This is a genomic window from Neochlamydia sp. TUME1 (assembly GCF_000813645.1).
Lineage (GTDB): Bacteria > Chlamydiota > Chlamydiia > Chlamydiales > Parachlamydiaceae > Neochlamydia.
On sequence record NZ_JRXI01000115.1, the window covers coordinates 1 to 16,692 of the forward strand.

A 16,692-nucleotide genomic window follows, 5' to 3' on the forward strand; every position below is an offset into this window, starting at 1 on the left:
TTACAAATCTTTCTCCAGGGAGTATGCGGCTTTCCCTTTAAATTTTTTGGAGGATTCTGCGGCAAAAGCGGTTGTAAGATTCTCCATTGAGCATCTGTAAGTCCTTCAAATCTTCCTGGCATACGTCTTCTCCTTCTTAAAAAAGAAGAGTATACACCACAAATTTAAATTTTTCAATATTATCGGGATAGGTTCATCTCACTCAATTAGCCTTCAAAATTCCTAATTATTTTTTAGCTGAGGAACGAAAATACTAAAATGAATTTCCAATTTTTTTTGTAGATTTAATATTTGTAAAATGGAATCTTAGAGACATTCTCTGAATTATTAAAATCGTTTAATATATAGGCTGTTTAACCAGAAGCCTAATATGACAAGAAAAGCTTATCCTAGCGATTTAAATAATCAAGAATGACAAGGCTTGAGCCTATTACATGTAAAAAAAAGCTAGCAAGCCCCTAAGCACTCTAGATAAGAGAGGCTGAATGCTATTTTTTATGTCTTAAGGACAAGTTGTCAATGGGCAGATCTTCCTCTATGGAAATCGGTTTATTCTCAGCTTTTTACGGATAGGTTCAAAATTTTATTTATTTCTAAAAAGGAATTTAAAAAAATGACTAAAAACTTCTTATTAAAACTATGTAATTAAGGATCAGAATATGAATTATGCGGACTTTATTCCAATCATTTCTTCAACTTTAACAACCTTCCCTTTATTAGACAGAATACAATCAATACAAGGAATACATAGCTCAACTACAATCACTTGCAAGGTAGACAATGCTTGTAAAGAAAGATTCATTAACGGTCAACAGTTGTGTACGGTAGAGCCTCTTAATATCAGCTTTACTTGTAAACGTGAAGCAGACAGCATTGATATTCGCGTAGTCGAAATATACAACAAAATATTTAACGATACTATACAAGAGGAGTTTACTCGTAATCAGCAATGTAACCATGCTCAAGTAGCAGGCCCTTGTGGTAATCAGCGACAATTTCTTAATGAATGTAGATGTGGCCCTTTAGATCGTGTTACTAAGCCTAGTTTGAGGCGGCAATATGAAGATCAGATTATTTTTACGATACTTAACATTAAGCAAAAACTTCCTTTTCAACGTACCTTTAATATAACTATTTTTGCTAGCGGAGGGCTTCATGGAGAGCTTGTATTGATGGTAAAGTTAATTAATAGACTTAAGCAAGAAGGTTTCTCAGGTTGTATTAATTTATTTTTAATAGATCAAATTTATGCAGATAATATAAAATTCGCAAGCGCTTCTACTGGAAATTTTTCCCTAAACTGGGAAGCTGCTATTGGAAGAAACCAGGCGCTAGGACAATTTTTAACAGAAATGGCTCTTGGGTTACCGCAGACTATTCAAGTAACAAGCCATGTATTTGGCGACATTGATGACTACATTTGGCGATTAGAAAAGGATTCAAACTTCGATTGGCATTGCGATTTGCTGATTGGAGCAGATACTGAAGATAACGGTACTAATTTTGCTAAACTTCAATCTAGTGCTTCACGAACAAATATTCCAGGAATTGCCCTAGCAAAGTTTCATGAAAAACCGCAACTTTGCTTAGTAACCCCCAAAGGAATGGAGGTTTGCGTACCTATTCAATAAGTAGAGAGAATCATTTTTACCACAATGCGAATTGACTAATTTAGATTTGCATTGTGAGTATAGATAGTATCAGTAATATACTTTTTAGGAATTCTAATAGCTTTTATAGCCATTCAGGTCCTTTCATTTGCTGGAAAGCTTTATGAACTTGGAAACACTTTTCCCTCTCAATAAAAATTTTAATGCTACTGGAGATACGTCTAAGAAGCCAGAAAGCCAATTGCCATTATAGCAGATGTTTTTTATCTCTTCTTCAAGAAGTTCAAATTTACATTAGAGCTCCTCTGAAACCTAAACTTTAATTGGTAGATCAGTAAGTACATTAAAGTAAGTTATCGGATAAGAATATAATCTAATGCTGCTTCAAATCGTACCTTAAACTGTAAGCCAACTCATTAACTTTTGTTTTTCCATGCGATTAAATTGAATGCAGGGCTTGCAGGGTGTGTAAACCTAGGCCACTATTCCGCTGATTAGATTGATAAAAAAAATTCCAAGGCCTGCGATTGCGAAGTTTTTTAAACGGTATTACACTCTGTATAAAAAAATTTGGCAAACCAGGCAAGAAGCCAATCCTTCTAAAAAAGCCAACCAAGCTAAGTTATCCTTATATAAAACTCTTAACTTGCGGCCTCCCCGCTTAAAGGAAGCAGCTAGCTCTTGTAAATTAAAGAGTATAGTATAAAATATGGAAGAATAAGCGGCTACTCGCCGCTTAAAAATTTAGAAAGTAATTTGAGGAGCTTCTCGATCTTCAAAATTAAGCTTTATGAAGCCTTTCTGGGAGAAGGCACAGCTTTCAAAATCTCTTTTTGCTTTTCTGTGGATTTAACAGCTCTAAGACGGCGCTTATCAGATTTTTCATCTAACTCTTTAGCCAATGTTAGCGCTTTACGCTTTTGACCACGCTGTTTTTCGATGGCTTTTTCTTCTTCTACTTTTTTCTCTTTCTTAGATTCTTGAGAACGAGAGCGATAGGTAACTTTCCTCTCTTCAGGCATAGTCGCTTTAGCGGCTGATGCATGCTTTGATTTAACAGAAGAGTTAGCTACATGATGATTGATGATATGAGCTTGACTATTCACTTTTTTCTGGATGTCAAGCTTAAAGGTTGTTTGAAGGCTTTTAGCTATCCTTTCTAATAAGGAAATATCTTGATGAGACATTTCTTCTACTTGATCTTCTAAATTTTCTTTAGTGATATCGATGGATATTTCTATCGGTGTTATATCGGTTTTATCTTGCTTTTTTAAGATAATACTTGCAATTTCGCTAGGTTTCAATCCTTTACCCACATATTTTACTGTGCCTTCGCGACGTTTACCGACTTTAAGCCAAATCTTACCCTCATTAAGCTTAGTAATTAAAGCTTCTATTCTTTCTATACTGTCGTGCTGATTTAGCTTCACTCTTTTGATCGTATAGCTTTTTTTTCCATTTTCACGTGATATGCTCACTGCCACTTCATATAAACGAAGGGCATTAATGTCGTTAAACAAGTCTTGCGTGTTTATTTTCATACCTATACCTTTTTAACCTTAAATTATCATATACATATATTAACTTTCAAATACAACTAATTTATAAATATTATATTAAGATTGTAATGAAGCTCAGTTACCTAGGGAAAAATTAATTAGAAAGTTAAAGAGAATTGAGCATTTTTTATGCCAAGTTGATGCCTAACTGGCCCAAAACTTTGGCGATGGATTGGGCATACTCCATGCACGTTAAGGGCTTCTAAATGCTTGGCCGTTCCATACCCTTTATGTTGATCAAAACCATAAAGAGGCCATTGTTGATGATACTCAATCATGAGACGATCGCGAGTTACTTTGGCAATAATAGAGGCCGCTGCAATAGATTGCGATTTAGTATCCCCTTTGATGATCTTTTGAGTAGGAATGCTAGGATGCGGAAGCTTTAAACCATCTACAAGCAAAAAATGAGGCTCTAAGCTTAACTGCGCAACAGCCATAAGCATAGCTGCTATAGTGGCCTGATAAATATTAATTTTATCGATAGTAGAAGAATCAATGACCCCTATTCCATAATGAATATCGTCATGGCGGGTAATTATATTATACAATTCCGTACGTTTATCGCTGGATAATTGCTTGCTGTCGTTAACTTCCGGAATTAAAAGGCCTACAGGAATGATGCACGCTGCTGCAACTACTGGTCCTGCTAGAGGGCCTCGCCCTGCTTCATCGATACCTGCAATAATCTGGTAGCCTTGTTGCCTGGCTTCTTCTTCAAATGTAGTGAGGCTAAGCAAGCGCTTAGTTTCACGCTTGCCAATTTTCTTTAACTCTGACATTGAGTCATTTTAGCTTTCGTTAGCAACATTTGCAGCTACAGGCTCTTTTTCAACTGCAGCGCTTTTGCGATTAAAGCCTACGCGACCTTTAACTTTAGAAGCTTTTCCTGAAGTTCCTCTAAGATAGTACAATTTAGCACGACGCACTTGACCTTCTTTTATGACTTCAATTTTTGCTATGCGCGGGCTATGTAAAGGAAATAGACGCTCCATACCTTCTCCATAGGCTACTCGATGTAAAGAGAATGTTTCAGACAGCCCTGAACCTTTACGGGCAATCACTGTGCCTGTAAACACCTGAATACGCTCTTTCTGACCTTCAATAATACGAGTATGCACACGGATAGTATCGCCAATTCTAAAATTGGGAATATCTTTTTTAAGCTGTTCGTTTTGGATCATTTCGACCAAAGCATGTTTTCTCATTTTTTCTACTCCTCAAGATTTATATTTAACTTTTGCCATAAATCGGGTCGTACACGTTGAGTTTTTTCTAACGATTTTTTACGACGCCATTCGGCGATCTTTTTATGGTCCCCACTTAATAGAATTTCGGGGACTGCTTTACCTTCATAGCTCTCTGGCCGAGTGTAATGAGGGCACTCTAATAATCCATTTTCAAACGAATCTTCGGCGGCCGCACTTTCATGCCCCAGTACACCAGGTACAAACCTAACGAGTGCATCAACAAGAACTATGGCACTTAAACACCCATTCGTTAATACATAGTCTCCAATGCTAATCTCTTCATCTACCTCATCTAAAATACGCTCATCAATGCCTTCATAATGCCCACATAACAGAATAAGGTGATCGTGTTGAGCTAATTCTCTACATTTACCTGCCTTGAGGAGAGGCCCTTGGGGCGACATATAAATCACTTTAGCGCCAGGCTTTTTAACACTATGGATAGCACTAAGCACGGGTTGGGGCATCATGACCATTCCAGGTCCACCCCCATAAGGTCTGTCATCAACTTTATGATAGCGATTGTCTGCAAAAGTACGTATATCAATGAGATTGATATCTAAAAGGCCCTTTTTCCTGGCCTGCATGATAATGCTTTCATCAAACGGCCCTTTAAAATAGTTGGGAAATAGCGATAAGATATCAATCAGCATTGGTGTAAGTTTTTAAGGGCTCACTTTTTTACGAGCCTTACGTTTAGCGGCATATTTTGCTCGTAATGCTAGTTTCTTATCCACCAAACCACGTACAAGGCTAGGGGCGCTTTTTTTAATTAAAGCTTCTGCAGAATCGGTTAAGACAGCACCTTGGCTGAGCCAATGTTGTGCACGTTCTGCATCTAAAGAAAATTCTTGCTCTACCTGTGTAGCAAACGGATTGTACCAACCGATTGCTTCCACATATTTTCCATCACGTGGTGAGCGGCCATCAGCCACTACCAAACGGTAGAATGGACGATTGTGACGGCCTTGCTGCCGCAATCTAATTTTTAACGCCATAGGGATCCTCCCATCATTTTTTCTAAATTTTTCATATTAGGCATATTCTTAAAGAACTGCTTTGCTTGTTTAAACGATTTAACTAGCTTATTGATATCTTCCATCCCTGTCCCGCTTCCTTTTGCTATTCTTTTACGCCTGGAGACGGAAAGCTCTTCACTTTCTGCTCTTTCCTGGGGAGTCATGGATAATATAATAGCCTCTATTTTAAAGAACTCTTTTTCATCAATTTCTAAAGATTTGAGCGCACTCATGCCGGGCAGCATTCCTAAAAGGCTCTTCAGAGAACCCATTTTTTTTACCGCTTGAATTTGCTTAAGATAATCTTCATAAGTAAACGTAGCTGAACGTATTTTTTGTTCTAAGTTTTTGGCATCTTCTTCACTTATATGCTCTTGAGCTTTCTTTACCAGATTAATGGTATCACCCATACCTAAAATACGATGAGCCATAGACGATGGATTAAAAACTTGAAGATCATCAACTTTTTCGCCTATCCCTTCAAATTTTAAAGGTGCGCCTGTCACTTCTCGTATCGATATGGCTGCCCCTCCGCGAGCGTTTCCATCCAACATAGTCAAAATTGAACCAGTTATAGCCATACGTTTATTAAATTCTGCGGCACTGTTAACAGCATCTTGTCCCGTCGTTGCATTGGCAACAAATATAATTTCTGAAGGCTGCAAAACTTTTTTGATTTCTTCTAACTGCAGCATAAGCTCTTCATCAATATGCAGTCGCCCCGCTGTATCTACAATCAAAACATCAAATTCTTCTTTTTTAGCTTTTTCTAATGCATGTCGAGCCACTTTTATAGGATCTTTTTCCTCAGGAAGGCTAAAGACAGGGATTTCAATTTGCTGTCCCAACGTCAATAATTGTTCAATAGCTGCAGGTCTTTGTAAATCACAAGCTGCTAATAAAGGTTTTTTACATAGCCCTTTTTTCTTTAAATAGCGTGCTAATTTAGCAGCATGTGTCGTTTTGCCTGCTCCCTGAAGCCCACATAACATAATAATAGCGGGCTTTCCTTCTAACTTTAGCTCAGCTTCTCCCCCGCCCATCAAAGAAACAAGTTCTTCATGAACAATTTTGATAAACTGCTGGCCTGGAGTAACTGCTTTGATAACCTCATCACCTAAAGCTTTCTCTTTAACCCTTTTAATAAGAGTTTTAGCCACCCCATAGTTGACATCAGCTTCAAGCAGGGCTAAACGCACTTCACTAACAGCATCAGAAATATTTTCTGCGGTAAGTTTTTTTGCACCAGCCAGTTTTGAAACTAAACCTCGCATTTTTTCAGTTAGAGCACCAAGCATGAAAATCCTTAAAAATTTCAGTGGAGACAATACTTGAAAACTTATTCATTTTCAAGGAAAAAGAATCGATCTAAACCAGCCCAATCTTTATCAACTCTATAATTTCTCCATCCAGATTGACTAAATAGTTTACATAGAGAGGGCCCTTGGCTACTTCCCATTTCAAGCCACACTTTTGCTAGAGGAGCTAGACATGCCTTCATTTGCTCACTTAAACGCTGATACATCTCTAAACCAGTAGGTCCCGAAATCAAAGCTAGGCGGGGTTCGAAATCCCGCACTTCATAGTCTAGTCCTGCAAACTCATACTCGGCAATATAAGGAGGATTACATACTAGATAATCTACCTTTTTGCCCTCAAAAGGTTTTAATAAATCGCCCTGTAAAAAATGCACTTCTACCTGATTTTCTTTTGCATTTTTTTTAGCAAGCTCAAGTGCTTGAGGAGAAATATCAGACAAAGTAACTTCTAAAAGAGGAAACTTTTTCTTCAATGAAACTCCTATACATCCAGATCCGCAACATACATCCCATAAATGCAGGCCGCACACTTCAACCTGTTCGAGTTGTTTGACAATCTTATCAACGAGAATTTCTGTTTCTTGCCGAGGAATAAGGACATCTTTATTAACAGATATCTGGCATCCATAAAAATCCATTTTTCCATGAATGTAGCCAAGAGGTTCTCCTTTAGCCCTGCGAGCCAGGCGCTCTCGGCAAATTTTTAATTCCTGCTCTTCTAAAGGACGATCAAACTGCTGGTAAAGCTGTATACGAGAGAGTTGTAAAGCATCACATAATAGATATTCAGCTTGAAGTTTAGGATTTTTGATTCCTTTTTGTGCTAAATATCCAGTTGATAAATTTAATATATCTTGAACGGTATTCAACCTTTACTCTTTATCTATTGTATTAAGGGCAGAGCTTTAAAAAAAATGCCTATTAGAGATAAAAAAAAACCGCATCGCACCCCCTGCATGAAAGCTTAAGAATTTTTTACATCCTTTCTGCCTGATAGTCTCATTCTTTATCTTATTTGCTCTTCAAGTTTAGCATACATGAAAAAAACTTGTTCACTGACAGTAATAATTAAAGAGCCAGCAAAAAATAAATGCAGGATTAAGCTCTCTCAACTTCCAAACATTTCTTTATAATAGTGAGCTACTAATGCGGAGGTTATATCTTCCATATCCCCTTCCATAATTTTATCCAAATTGTATTTGGTAAGATTGATACGATGATCTGTTAAGCGGTTTTGTGAAAAATTATAGGTACGAATACGTTCTGAGCGATCCCCACTGCCTACTTGAGCTGCACGGTTTGAAGCTAACTCTTGAGCTTTTTTCTGTTGCTCTATCTCAGTAATTTTAGCTTTAAGTAAACGCAATGCTTTTTCTTTATTTTTATGCTGGCTGCGTTCTTCCTGACAATAAACGACAAGACCTGTGGGCATATGAGTTAATCGCACTGCACTATCCGTGGTATTCACGTGCTGCCCTCCTGCTCCTGAAGATCTATAGGTATCCACGCGTAAATCTTTTTCATCAATTTGTACATCTGAGTCTTCATCGGGTTCTAAAAGTACAGCCACAGTGATAGCAGAAGTATGGACTCTACCCTGCGCTTCAGTGGCAGGCACCCGTTGAACACGATGAGTTCCCCCTTCATAGCGTAAATTTCGATAAACGTTTGGACCGGATAGAACCATAACGTATTCTTTAAAGCCACCCATATCAGAAGGGGTGCAAGATAATAATTCATAATTCCATTGTTTATTGTCAGCATACATTTTATACATGCGAACGCAGTCTCCCACAAATAAAGCAGCCTCATCACCTCCTGTGCCCGCTCGTAACTCTAGGATGGTAGGACGATTATCATTAGGATCAGGAGGTACAAGAAGTGTTTCCAAATGTTTTTGCAACTCAGGAAGCTTGCTTTCAAGTAGTTGAATGTCTTCTTGTAAAACATGAGAAAATTCAGGATCGCTCTCTGCTTTTAGAAGTTCTCTATTATCGGAAAGTTCTTGTTCAGCTTTTTTAAGATCATCCCAGGTAACTTTAATCTCAGCTAGGTAAGAATGCTCCCGCGTCAGTTCTTTATATTTTTTTTGATCATTAAAGATCTCAGGATGGCCTAAGATAGCTTCAACTTCAGCTAAGCGGAGGAGGAGCTGTTGGACTTTTTTTTCAATCATGATGAGGGAGATAAGTCTACAAAGCTTTCCTCTAACAAAGTCGTGGAGGAAAGCTTTATAAGGTAGAATTTAAAGAATTATTTCTTTTTCTTTTTGGAATCTTTTTTTGCTTCTTTTTCTTTAGGCTGCTCTTCTAATTTTCCTTCAGGCTCTTCATTATTCACTTTGCTTTGAGCAGTAGCATAACGTTTTTTAAATTTATCAACGCGGCCTTCAGAGTCAACTAAAGCTTTGCTACCCGTAAAGAAAGGGTGAGAAGCTGAAGAGGTTGATAAATGATAAACAGGATACTCAGTGCCTTCAAATTTATCCATTTGTTTTGGCTGTAAAGTAGATCCACATACGAATTTATGTCCTGTCGAAGAATCAACGAACAAAATTTTTTGATATTTAGGATGAATATCTTTCTTCATCAGAATTAACTCCCAAAAAGGTTAACAAATTTAATTTTCTTAAGTTACGAAAAAATGATAAAATGTGTTCAATAAAAAAACAAGCTTTTTCTTCGCTGTTTTTCAACACATTTATTTTCAGAGTAGAAAACCTGGGCGAAGCTAAACAGGTTTTGTACTTAATGATGGGCAATTGATTGAAATTTTTGCTTCTTAACTCTAAGATGTCTAAACATTCGTATTTGCAAACCTTAACACCCAATTTTTTATTATGTTTTATCATTCTTCTCTACTCTCAAACTTCGACAAGGTTCCTAAAAGCCTTAAAATCCTAATTTGCATGACAGCAATAGTTACTATATGTAGCGCAGCACTAGAACCTCTTTTTATCGCTATCTTTAAAATATATGGACCCCAAGAAATTTTAGGTCTCTCCCCCTGGGGTATAGCTAACTCCTATTATTGGCAACTTATTACATCTCTTTTTATTCAAAAACATGCAAATGGCATTAATTCATTTTTACTTATTAACCTTACCTTTAATATGTATATACTCTGGCTTTTTGGATCCCAACTTGCTGAATATTATGGAGATAAATCTTTTCTAGTTCTTTATTTTATGAGCGGTATTCTCGCAAACCTAGCAGCTTTAGCTGCTGTTTCCCTCTTATCACCTTATAAGATGTTTATTATTGCAGGCTTGACTCCCTCTCTGTTAGCCATCTTTGTAGCCTGGGCCATGCTTCATCGAGAGACCACCCTTCTCCTCTTTTTTTTAATCCCTATTCAGGCTAAATCGCTCCTAGCTGTTGTAATTGCTTTTTCTCTTCTCATCCCCTTATCGGCACTAGATTTTGTGAACCTATTCTACCATATGGTAGGCATCGCGTCCGGCTATCTTTATAGCGTAGTTGTTTGGCAACAACCGACGCCCTACTTATACATGCAAAACATAGACAAAATTTTTATGGGGTGGGGCCACCACCTGCATACTAAAATCCGACGCTACTTTTTTTCCACCCCGCAAAAGAGTAAAATTGTCGATATCAAAACAGGGAAAGCTACTCTAGGAGATGATGCATTTATTGACGAGATGCTAGCCAAAATTTCCCGCTCTGGAGAACAATCTTTAACGCGGCAAGAAAAAGACCGCCTGCGTAAAATTTCGGAAGAAAAAATGAAGGGAAACTAAGAGTGTCTGCATTTTAGGCAGCTAAAGCACACTCTAACTTGCCAGCTTTCTTAATCTCAAAGTGGCATATTGTGTCTTTTTATGATTATAAAGCCCTTTCGAAAGATTGTGCAGCAATTTTTCTATAATATCTGAGATCTTTTGCGTTTATGCCAAAGCCAAGCTTCTATCGAAGATCGATTGTTTACTAAAAGTTTTTGAAAGACCTCCCCTCTCTTATTTATGTATGATGTCACTAGCTCCTATTTAGAAGGCGAAAAAAATAAACTTGCCGATTGGGGTTACAACCGAGATAAAAAGAAAGGTAAAAAACAAATTGTTATCGGTTTGCTAAGTTCAGCCGAGGGTGCACCTGTCTCGGCAGAAGTATTTAAAGGTCATACGCAAGACACCTCTACTTTTCATGCCCAAATCAAAAAAGCTAAAGAACGCTTTAACTGCGAAAAGGTCACTTTTGGATGAGTGATGACTAGCGAAGCTTTGCAGCCAAATTCATATTTTTTCTCCCCCTTGCCTTTAGCAATACATTCTACATTGGGTTCATACAGGCTGTACACTTTACGAAAATCATTTTCTTGTTGGGCATAAATACACTTGATAATTTCTAAAAGATAAGAGTTTTCTGGCCCAAGGGCTTGCCCTTCTTTTTTTCTTTCAAAATCGCAGCTTAATCTTCCTAAATAATTATGCGGCCTTTTTTCTTCCCTTTTAGCTCTGTATAGCTGACGAGCATGGGCTTAAGCGAGCACGGATGTAAAAAGCTTTTTTAGCTAGCTTTTTATAGGTTTGTCGCAAAGTAACTTGGCAACTATCCGCCATTTTTACAAGCACTTGAATAGACTTAAAGTAAAGCTTGACATCGGTAGGAAAGGCGATAGCTTTAGACATCCCAGTGGTAGTGGCCATGACTTTTTTAAGGCTTTTTCTTCGCCGCGACTGCCAAAACAGCTGCTGCAATCGTTCCTTGTAAGTTCTTGTTAAGTCCAGCTTCTTCTAGCCTAGACCTCCATTTGATTAAAGAAATAGGGTGGAGAGATAGCTCATGATGCCAAAAGTCATACCCACAAAAATATTGCCAGTAAGCATTTTCTACCCATCGATGTACCGCATTTTATCAGAAAACCTATACATGTGTAGCAATAAGAAAGCCTCACAACTAGCCTTACAGGCTTAGTTGGCTGCCTATCTTTTCTACAAACAGCTTATCAACCTCTTCTTCCAACTGCTTCCATTCAATCAATTTGGATAGTTGAATGAGAGGATGATTTAGGTCAAGTTCATCGCTAAAGCGGGATTTAAAAAGACGGCCTTGTTGGTTATCTAGCTTGATTGGTTTCATAGTCAACTTTGCAAGAAATTAAAAGCTTTTTAAGGATTTAAGCGTAAAAGGATTATAGCAACTTTCGATAAAAAACGCTTTTGTAAGCATGTCTAAGTGGGAAATATCATTTAAATCATGTCGAACTACGTAATCACATCAAAATTTTTTATTTTTAAGGGAAATTTCTTCCAATTTTTCTTAGTAGACGCTAATACATGCTGCGCATGCTAAGCAGTTTATATCTTTTCTTATCCAAAGGGCTATCTAAGTTCTATGACTGTTTATACATAAATCATCCATGTACTGGCCGATATATTTAACTAGGCTGCAGTTTCATACATATGTTTGCTTAATATGTTAAATTTTATTTTTTTATCATTGTTATATTTTGTTATTAATAAATTAAAATTAATATATTTTTATTTAATTAATAAAAATTATTATATTATAATAAAAGTGTAGTTGTTGCAGTTTTTATTTGTTTGTTTTATAAGGGGGTAACAATGGATGCTGGATGGAATTCTCCTCGTACTGAGCAAAAACCTGAGCTTACTAATAAGCCTACGCAATTAGAAGGAAAGGAAGGAAAAGGGCAGGCTCATGGGCGGGGATCAATCGATCTTTCTTCAACAAACCAACGAGCTAGCCACATAGCACAATCGGCTTTACCGGTAACAGAACAAAGTGATTCTCAAAATGTGAAAAGTAAAAGAAGTCGATGGGATCAGCTCCCATCTAGCCATACACAAACTAAAGGAGACCAGCTACCTAGACTCACAAAAAAAAGCAGGCAAGATGTGTCCCCTCAGCCTGTAGGAGCAAAAGAAGTAGGTGCCCGAGCAGAAGAAGTTGCAACTAAAGCTCTTTCTCTTCATTTAGCTAGTAGCATTCGCTTTTCGCATCCATATGTTAGCCCCGTAATGGATAATGGTAAAATAACTATTGATGCGTTTAAAGAAAATGTTGTTAAGAAAAATCTTTGGGACCCTGCTCTGCCCATTGAAGTGGTACGTATGCCGGATAGAGGATTAACTTCTTTCGATAATAGGCGCTTGACAGCTTTGCGACAAGCTGCGGAAGAAAAAATAGGAGAAGGGGATACAGCTTCTTTAGAGGAAATAAAATTTTATGTTAAAATTTTAGAGCATGGCTCCGAGGCTAATCCTGATTTATTAAGAAGAATAGATAGTATGTGGGGTCAACATGTTCAGAAGAATGATCGTACTAATGTAGAAAAAGAGATTGCTGCAGCGGCTGTAGCCTATAGGATGAAAGAAGGTTCGATAGGGTATGCAATGATAACTCGCGTCCACCAATACGATAGCCTTATAGCACGGACGGCAAAAGTAGGGCAGCAAAATGTATTAGGTTATTCAGAGCTCCCAGAAATTAAAGATGCGGAGCATTATAAGGAAAAAGGAAAATACCGTAGTATGGAGAGACGTATAGGAGCAGGCCCTTCCCCAGCGGCTGCCCATAAGACATCTGACTTGAGAAATCCTCCTCGTCCTTCTCAGCAAGCTATAAAGAAAAAGGAGATAGAAGATGCTGCTTACCTTGCTGAATTGCTAAAAGAAATGGAAGAGGAGCATAAAGGACCATAGAAGAAGCAGCTCGCCTTGATGAGGAGCTAAAACCGGCAAAGGGACTTTTAATTAATTAACTATGCATCATGAGTTGTAGAGATTATCAAGGCAGCTTATAGGCAATAAATAGCATTTTCTAGATGATGATTGGCTATCAATAAGCAAAGCAGGATTTAGAAAAGCTTAATAGAGCATCGAATGACAAGTTTTTTTGGGGTATAAAGCTTATAGATTTATCTCGATAATGTTAAAAAATTCAAATTGCTATATATGCTCTTTTTTTAAAGAAGGAGAGGACTTATGCAAGAACGATTTGAAGGGTTTATAGAGGCTTAATGGAAAATCTTAAAGCCGCTCTTGCCCCAGATCTCTCCAAAAAATTTAAAGGGAAAAGCCTTTATACTCACCAGGACAAAATTCGCAATAGCCTATGTGTGATTTTAATTGCGGACTCTCGTTGGTATGATCTCTTTAAAGGCCCGAATTGGGGATGGCGGAGGGAAATAAAAATTGGAAATATTTAAAGAAGAAAGGAAGGGCTTTCATCTTGCAGAACAGAATCTCTAAAATCCCATTCACAGATAGCCCCAGTGGCATAGCCGGTAAATATTCTTCCGTGTCTTACTTTAAGGCAAGTTGTCTCTTCATTTTTTTCTTTTAAGGTCAGCATGGATTGTTTTTTTAGAGGGTCCCAGATTCGTATAGTTTTATCCTCAGAAGCGCTGATGATGTTACCATAGGCAATTTGAAGATTATTAACTCCTCTCCTATGCCCATTTAAAGTAAGGAGAGGCTGCTCTGTATTAGCATCCCATATTTTTATTGGACCTCTTCTCGAGCTAGTAATTATATTATTACCCAATTTTTTCACGTCCGTAATTCCCCAATCATTTTCCGTAGGTAAATATGTTAACAATCCCTTCTTTATGTCCCACACTTTTACTCTTGTATCTTCACAGGCTGAGCCACAAAAAAGCTTGCCATGCACTACTTTCATAGAAGTCACCCAGTTGTCGTGCCGCAGGCAACAAATCTCTTTTCCCCTTTTAATATCCCAACAACGTATAGTCTTATCTTCCGAACCACTAAACAACAGGCCGTTAATTAGCTTTAAGCATTCAATACTAGCGGTATGTCCTTTTAACACGCTAAGTTGCTGCTGCGTCTCAATATCCCATAGGCGTATCGTATCGTCACTAGACCCACTATATAGCCTACCCTGGTCAACTTTGAGGCAACCAATAAAACTCTCATGTCCATGAAAAGTACCTTGGCTTTTTTTTGTTTGGATATTCCACAGGCGAATTGTCTTGTCACTAGAACCGCTAAAAATGCGACCATACTCAACTTTAAGGCAATTCACGCTAGATTGGTGCCCTTTCATGCTATCTTGTTGTTCTCCATTTTCTATGTTCCAAACGCCTATCGTACCGTCCCTAATAGCTCCACTATAAAGAGAACCATTTGCTATTTTTATGCACTTAACATACGAGCCATGACTTTGCAAAGTAGAGAAAGTATATTCCCCATTCTCCATGTTTTTTTTTATTTTTACTAGATTACGATACTTGGTTTTCCAATTGTCAGCGTAAAAAGAGGTTGGAGGAATCTCTGCTAGCTGCATAGGTAACAGGTCTTGATTCTTATAAAATGGATTGACCTGCTTCTGGTAAGAGAAAAAGTGATAGCTATAATCTTTTTTTAAGCGTTTGCTCCATAGATAAGGATCTTTGATCATTCTTTGAAAATATTTGCAGACTCGCTGGAGCTGACATAATTCTTTTGCATTAAAGTAGGAAAAGAGATGTAAATGCAATTCCTCAGGTAAGGAAAAAAAGGAAGAGGATGAAGGAGAAGAAGGAAAAAAAGTAGGGTGCATGAGTTAATTTTTCCTAAGTTTATAAAGTTATAAAGATTGTATAAATTTTTCTTACTAAGTTCATTGTAATTAATAGTCTTAAGCTCTTATGCTCGCTTGGTCTTTCTAAAGGTGTGGTGTTTTGATAGAGACGAACATTGGTTTAAATATAGAATATATATATATATATATTAATATTTAAAGCTTATTTGTCAAGGAATTTAGTAAGCAATCTAAAAAAGTTAAAATATTAATTAACCGAGGCTCTCATTAAAATATCTATGTTTAAATTATGTGATTTATTTTTTTAACTAAACACTTACTGAATACTTTTATCCTTTAACTAGTAAGTGGTAAGCGGTCACGGGATATAAAAGGTTTCTTAGATAACAGAAGGGATAGGTTGTTTGGTACGAGCTGCATGGATAGCGTCTGCTAGAAAATCTAGAATAGATTTTCCTTGTCGATAAAGAGTTTCAATACAGCTATGCAGCACTTCCCTCCACCTTTTGCCATAGATAGACTGGCTACCTAGACATAGCTTACGTACAATGACTAGATTTCTTAAAGATTCTTCGGCAGCATTATTGGTCATAGGAATAGCAGGATTTTTCAAGTAAGCATGGAAATGTTTGATCTGCTTTAAAAGCTTGTGGCAAAACTTCCGCAACTTCTTAGTACTACTCCAGCGCTGTAGCGTATGCAATCCTTCTTATATATAATGCCAGTTAAGGTATCCATACTGCTGCCAGTAGACTGGCTGATTAGTCCTTCTTCTAGGCAATGTTTATTTTTAAAAAGCTTTTGCGAGGTATCATTAGGTTTCCTAAGCGCTGTGTATCTCCAAGGTTATATTGGGCTGTTTTACTTGCCTTTGTAGATTACGGATTAGATGAGCTAGGCAGTACTGTTTGATCTTTACCTTAATTTGATGAATGGCTTTAGCCCTGATCACTTACTAAGCAATGAATCTACTGACCGACTAGCGCCTTTAGAGTAGCGCCATTTTGATAGGGTCTTAATGCATAAGCAATCACATTTCCTACACGTAGCACTAGCAAATGTTCGTTAGTAGCGGCATGGCGCCAGCTCATTGCATCTAGATGCAAAGGCTGATGTGTGGTAATAACTGCTTTAACGAGTGTTTCATAAGACGAAAAAAGTAAGGCAGCGGTGCGAGCTTTAACTTTAGAATTAAGGCCTTGGCTTAAAGCTATGCTAGGAAATAAAGCAATAATTATGGTGCGCACGGCACGATAGCTTTAGGCGTATTGGCCTATCAGCAGATTAATAAAGCCTTCTAGCCTTAAGGCCGAGCAAGAATTGCTCATTTTCTTTAAGTTCAGAACGTGTTTCAAGATGGCAGCAAGGGCATCTGCTCGTTACCAAATCTATTTGATGCACTAAAGG

Annotated in this window: 17 protein-coding genes and 3 pseudogenes; 5 read left to right on the plus strand and 15 right to left on the minus strand. The window is 37.6% G+C overall.

The window, feature by feature from the left end; all coding sequences use genetic code 11:
• Positions 1–659: 659 nt before the first annotated feature.
• Positions 660–1,631, plus strand: coding sequence for a hypothetical protein (locus tag DB41_RS05140; RefSeq protein WP_039385066.1), 972 nt, complete (start codon positions 660–662; stop codon positions 1,629–1,631).
• 767 nt (positions 1,632–2,398) lie between these two features.
• On the opposite strand, the gene DB41_RS05150 is transcribed toward DB41_RS05140, so the two are convergent.
• The 9 genes and pseudogenes from DB41_RS05150 to DB41_RS05190 form a co-directional block, all read right to left on the minus strand.
• A complete protein-coding gene (locus DB41_RS05150) occupies positions 2,399–3,151 on the minus strand; it encodes a hypothetical protein (protein ID WP_039385071.1) in 753 nt (250 codons plus the stop codon).
• A gap of 116 nt (positions 3,152–3,267) precedes the next feature.
• On the minus strand, positions 3,268–3,951 hold the full coding sequence (locus tag DB41_RS05155) for a ribonuclease HII (protein WP_052243925.1): 684 nt from the start codon (positions 3,949–3,951) through the stop codon (positions 3,268–3,270).
• 9 nt (positions 3,952–3,960) lie between these two features.
• Positions 3,961–4,377, minus strand: a complete 417-nt coding sequence (gene rplS / locus DB41_RS05160) for a 50S ribosomal protein L19 (protein ID WP_039385073.1) — start codon at positions 4,375–4,377, stop codon at positions 3,961–3,963.
• A 35-nt stretch (positions 4,378–4,412) separates the two neighbouring features.
• Positions 4,413–5,072 (minus strand): annotated as a pseudogene (gene trmD, locus DB41_RS05165) (tRNA (guanosine(37)-N1)-methyltransferase TrmD); the annotation flags it as partial.
• Positions 5,073–5,084: 12 nt separating this feature from the next.
• Positions 5,085–5,417: a 30S ribosomal protein S16 gene (gene rpsP, locus DB41_RS05170; protein WP_039385079.1), complete on the minus strand. Its 333-nt coding sequence runs from the start codon at positions 5,415–5,417 to the stop codon at positions 5,085–5,087.
• Positions 5,408–6,736, minus strand: coding sequence for a signal recognition particle protein (ffh, locus tag DB41_RS05175; RefSeq protein ID WP_039385082.1), 1,329 nt, complete (start codon positions 6,734–6,736; stop codon positions 5,408–5,410). Before ffh ends, rpsP begins: the two co-directional genes overlap by 10 nt.
• A gap of 41 nt (positions 6,737–6,777) precedes the next feature.
• Positions 6,778–7,626, minus strand: coding sequence for a peptide chain release factor N(5)-glutamine methyltransferase (gene prmC, locus DB41_RS05180; RefSeq protein ID WP_039385085.1), 849 nt, complete (start codon positions 7,624–7,626; stop codon positions 6,778–6,780).
• A 239-nt stretch (positions 7,627–7,865) separates the two neighbouring features.
• Entirely contained in the window at positions 7,866–8,930 is a 1,065-nt protein-coding gene (gene prfA, locus DB41_RS05185; protein WP_039385110.1) for a peptide chain release factor 1, read from the minus strand.
• 80 nt (positions 8,931–9,010) lie between these two features.
• Positions 9,011–9,346, minus strand: a complete 336-nt coding sequence (locus DB41_RS05190; protein WP_039385088.1) for a type B 50S ribosomal protein L31 — start codon at positions 9,344–9,346, stop codon at positions 9,011–9,013.
• 319 nt (positions 9,347–9,665) lie between these two features.
• On the opposite strand from DB41_RS05190, the gene DB41_RS05195 reads away from it, so the two are divergent.
• Both DB41_RS05195 and DB41_RS05200 read left to right on the plus strand, forming a co-directional pair.
• Complete coding sequence (locus DB41_RS05195; RefSeq protein WP_052243926.1) at positions 9,666–10,517, plus strand: rhomboid family intramembrane serine protease; 852 nt, start codon at positions 9,666–9,668, stop codon at positions 10,515–10,517.
• 210 nt (positions 10,518–10,727) lie between these two features.
• Positions 10,728–10,934: pseudogene (locus DB41_RS05200) on the plus strand (transposase); the annotation flags it as partial.
• A gap of 291 nt (positions 10,935–11,225) precedes the next feature.
• Here the strand turns inward: DB41_RS05200 and DB41_RS05205 are convergent.
• From DB41_RS05205 to DB41_RS11670, 3 genes and pseudogenes are all read right to left on the minus strand, one after another.
• Positions 11,226–11,474, minus strand: a complete 249-nt coding sequence (locus tag DB41_RS05205) for a hypothetical protein (protein ID WP_052243927.1) — start codon at positions 11,472–11,474, stop codon at positions 11,226–11,228.
• Positions 11,431–11,613 (minus strand): annotated as a pseudogene (locus tag DB41_RS12865) (IS5/IS1182 family transposase); the annotation flags it as partial. The gene DB41_RS05205 and the pseudogene DB41_RS12865, both read right to left, overlap by 44 nt.
• Positions 11,614–11,679: 66 nt before the next feature.
• Positions 11,680–11,856, minus strand: a complete 177-nt coding sequence (locus DB41_RS11670) for a hypothetical protein (RefSeq protein ID WP_155117586.1) — start codon at positions 11,854–11,856, stop codon at positions 11,680–11,682.
• Positions 11,857–12,341: 485 nt separating this feature from the next.
• On the opposite strand from DB41_RS11670, the gene DB41_RS05215 reads away from it, so the two are divergent.
• Positions 12,342–13,442, plus strand: coding sequence for a hypothetical protein (locus DB41_RS05215; protein ID WP_039385098.1), 1,101 nt, complete (start codon positions 12,342–12,344; stop codon positions 13,440–13,442).
• 317 nt (positions 13,443–13,759) lie between these two features.
• Positions 13,760–13,948 (plus strand): hypothetical protein, encoded by a 189-nt coding sequence (locus tag DB41_RS05220; protein WP_039385100.1) that lies wholly within the window; start codon positions 13,760–13,762, stop codon positions 13,946–13,948.
• On the opposite strand, the gene DB41_RS05225 is transcribed toward DB41_RS05220, so the two are convergent.
• From DB41_RS05225 to DB41_RS05235, 3 genes are all read right to left on the minus strand, one after another.
• Positions 13,945–15,303: an F-box/WD40 repeat-containing protein gene (locus DB41_RS05225; RefSeq protein WP_039385102.1), complete on the minus strand. Its 1,359-nt coding sequence runs from the start codon at positions 15,301–15,303 to the stop codon at positions 13,945–13,947. The genes DB41_RS05220 and DB41_RS05225 overlap by 4 nt on opposite strands.
• A gap of 361 nt (positions 15,304–15,664) precedes the next feature.
• Positions 15,665–15,988, minus strand: a complete 324-nt coding sequence (locus tag DB41_RS10760) for a transposase (RefSeq protein WP_052243928.1) — start codon at positions 15,986–15,988, stop codon at positions 15,665–15,667.
• 265 nt (positions 15,989–16,253) lie between these two features.
• Positions 16,254–16,532: a hypothetical protein gene (locus DB41_RS05235; RefSeq protein ID WP_039385105.1), complete on the minus strand. Its 279-nt coding sequence runs from the start codon at positions 16,530–16,532 to the stop codon at positions 16,254–16,256.
• Positions 16,533–16,692: the final 160 nt, after the last annotated feature.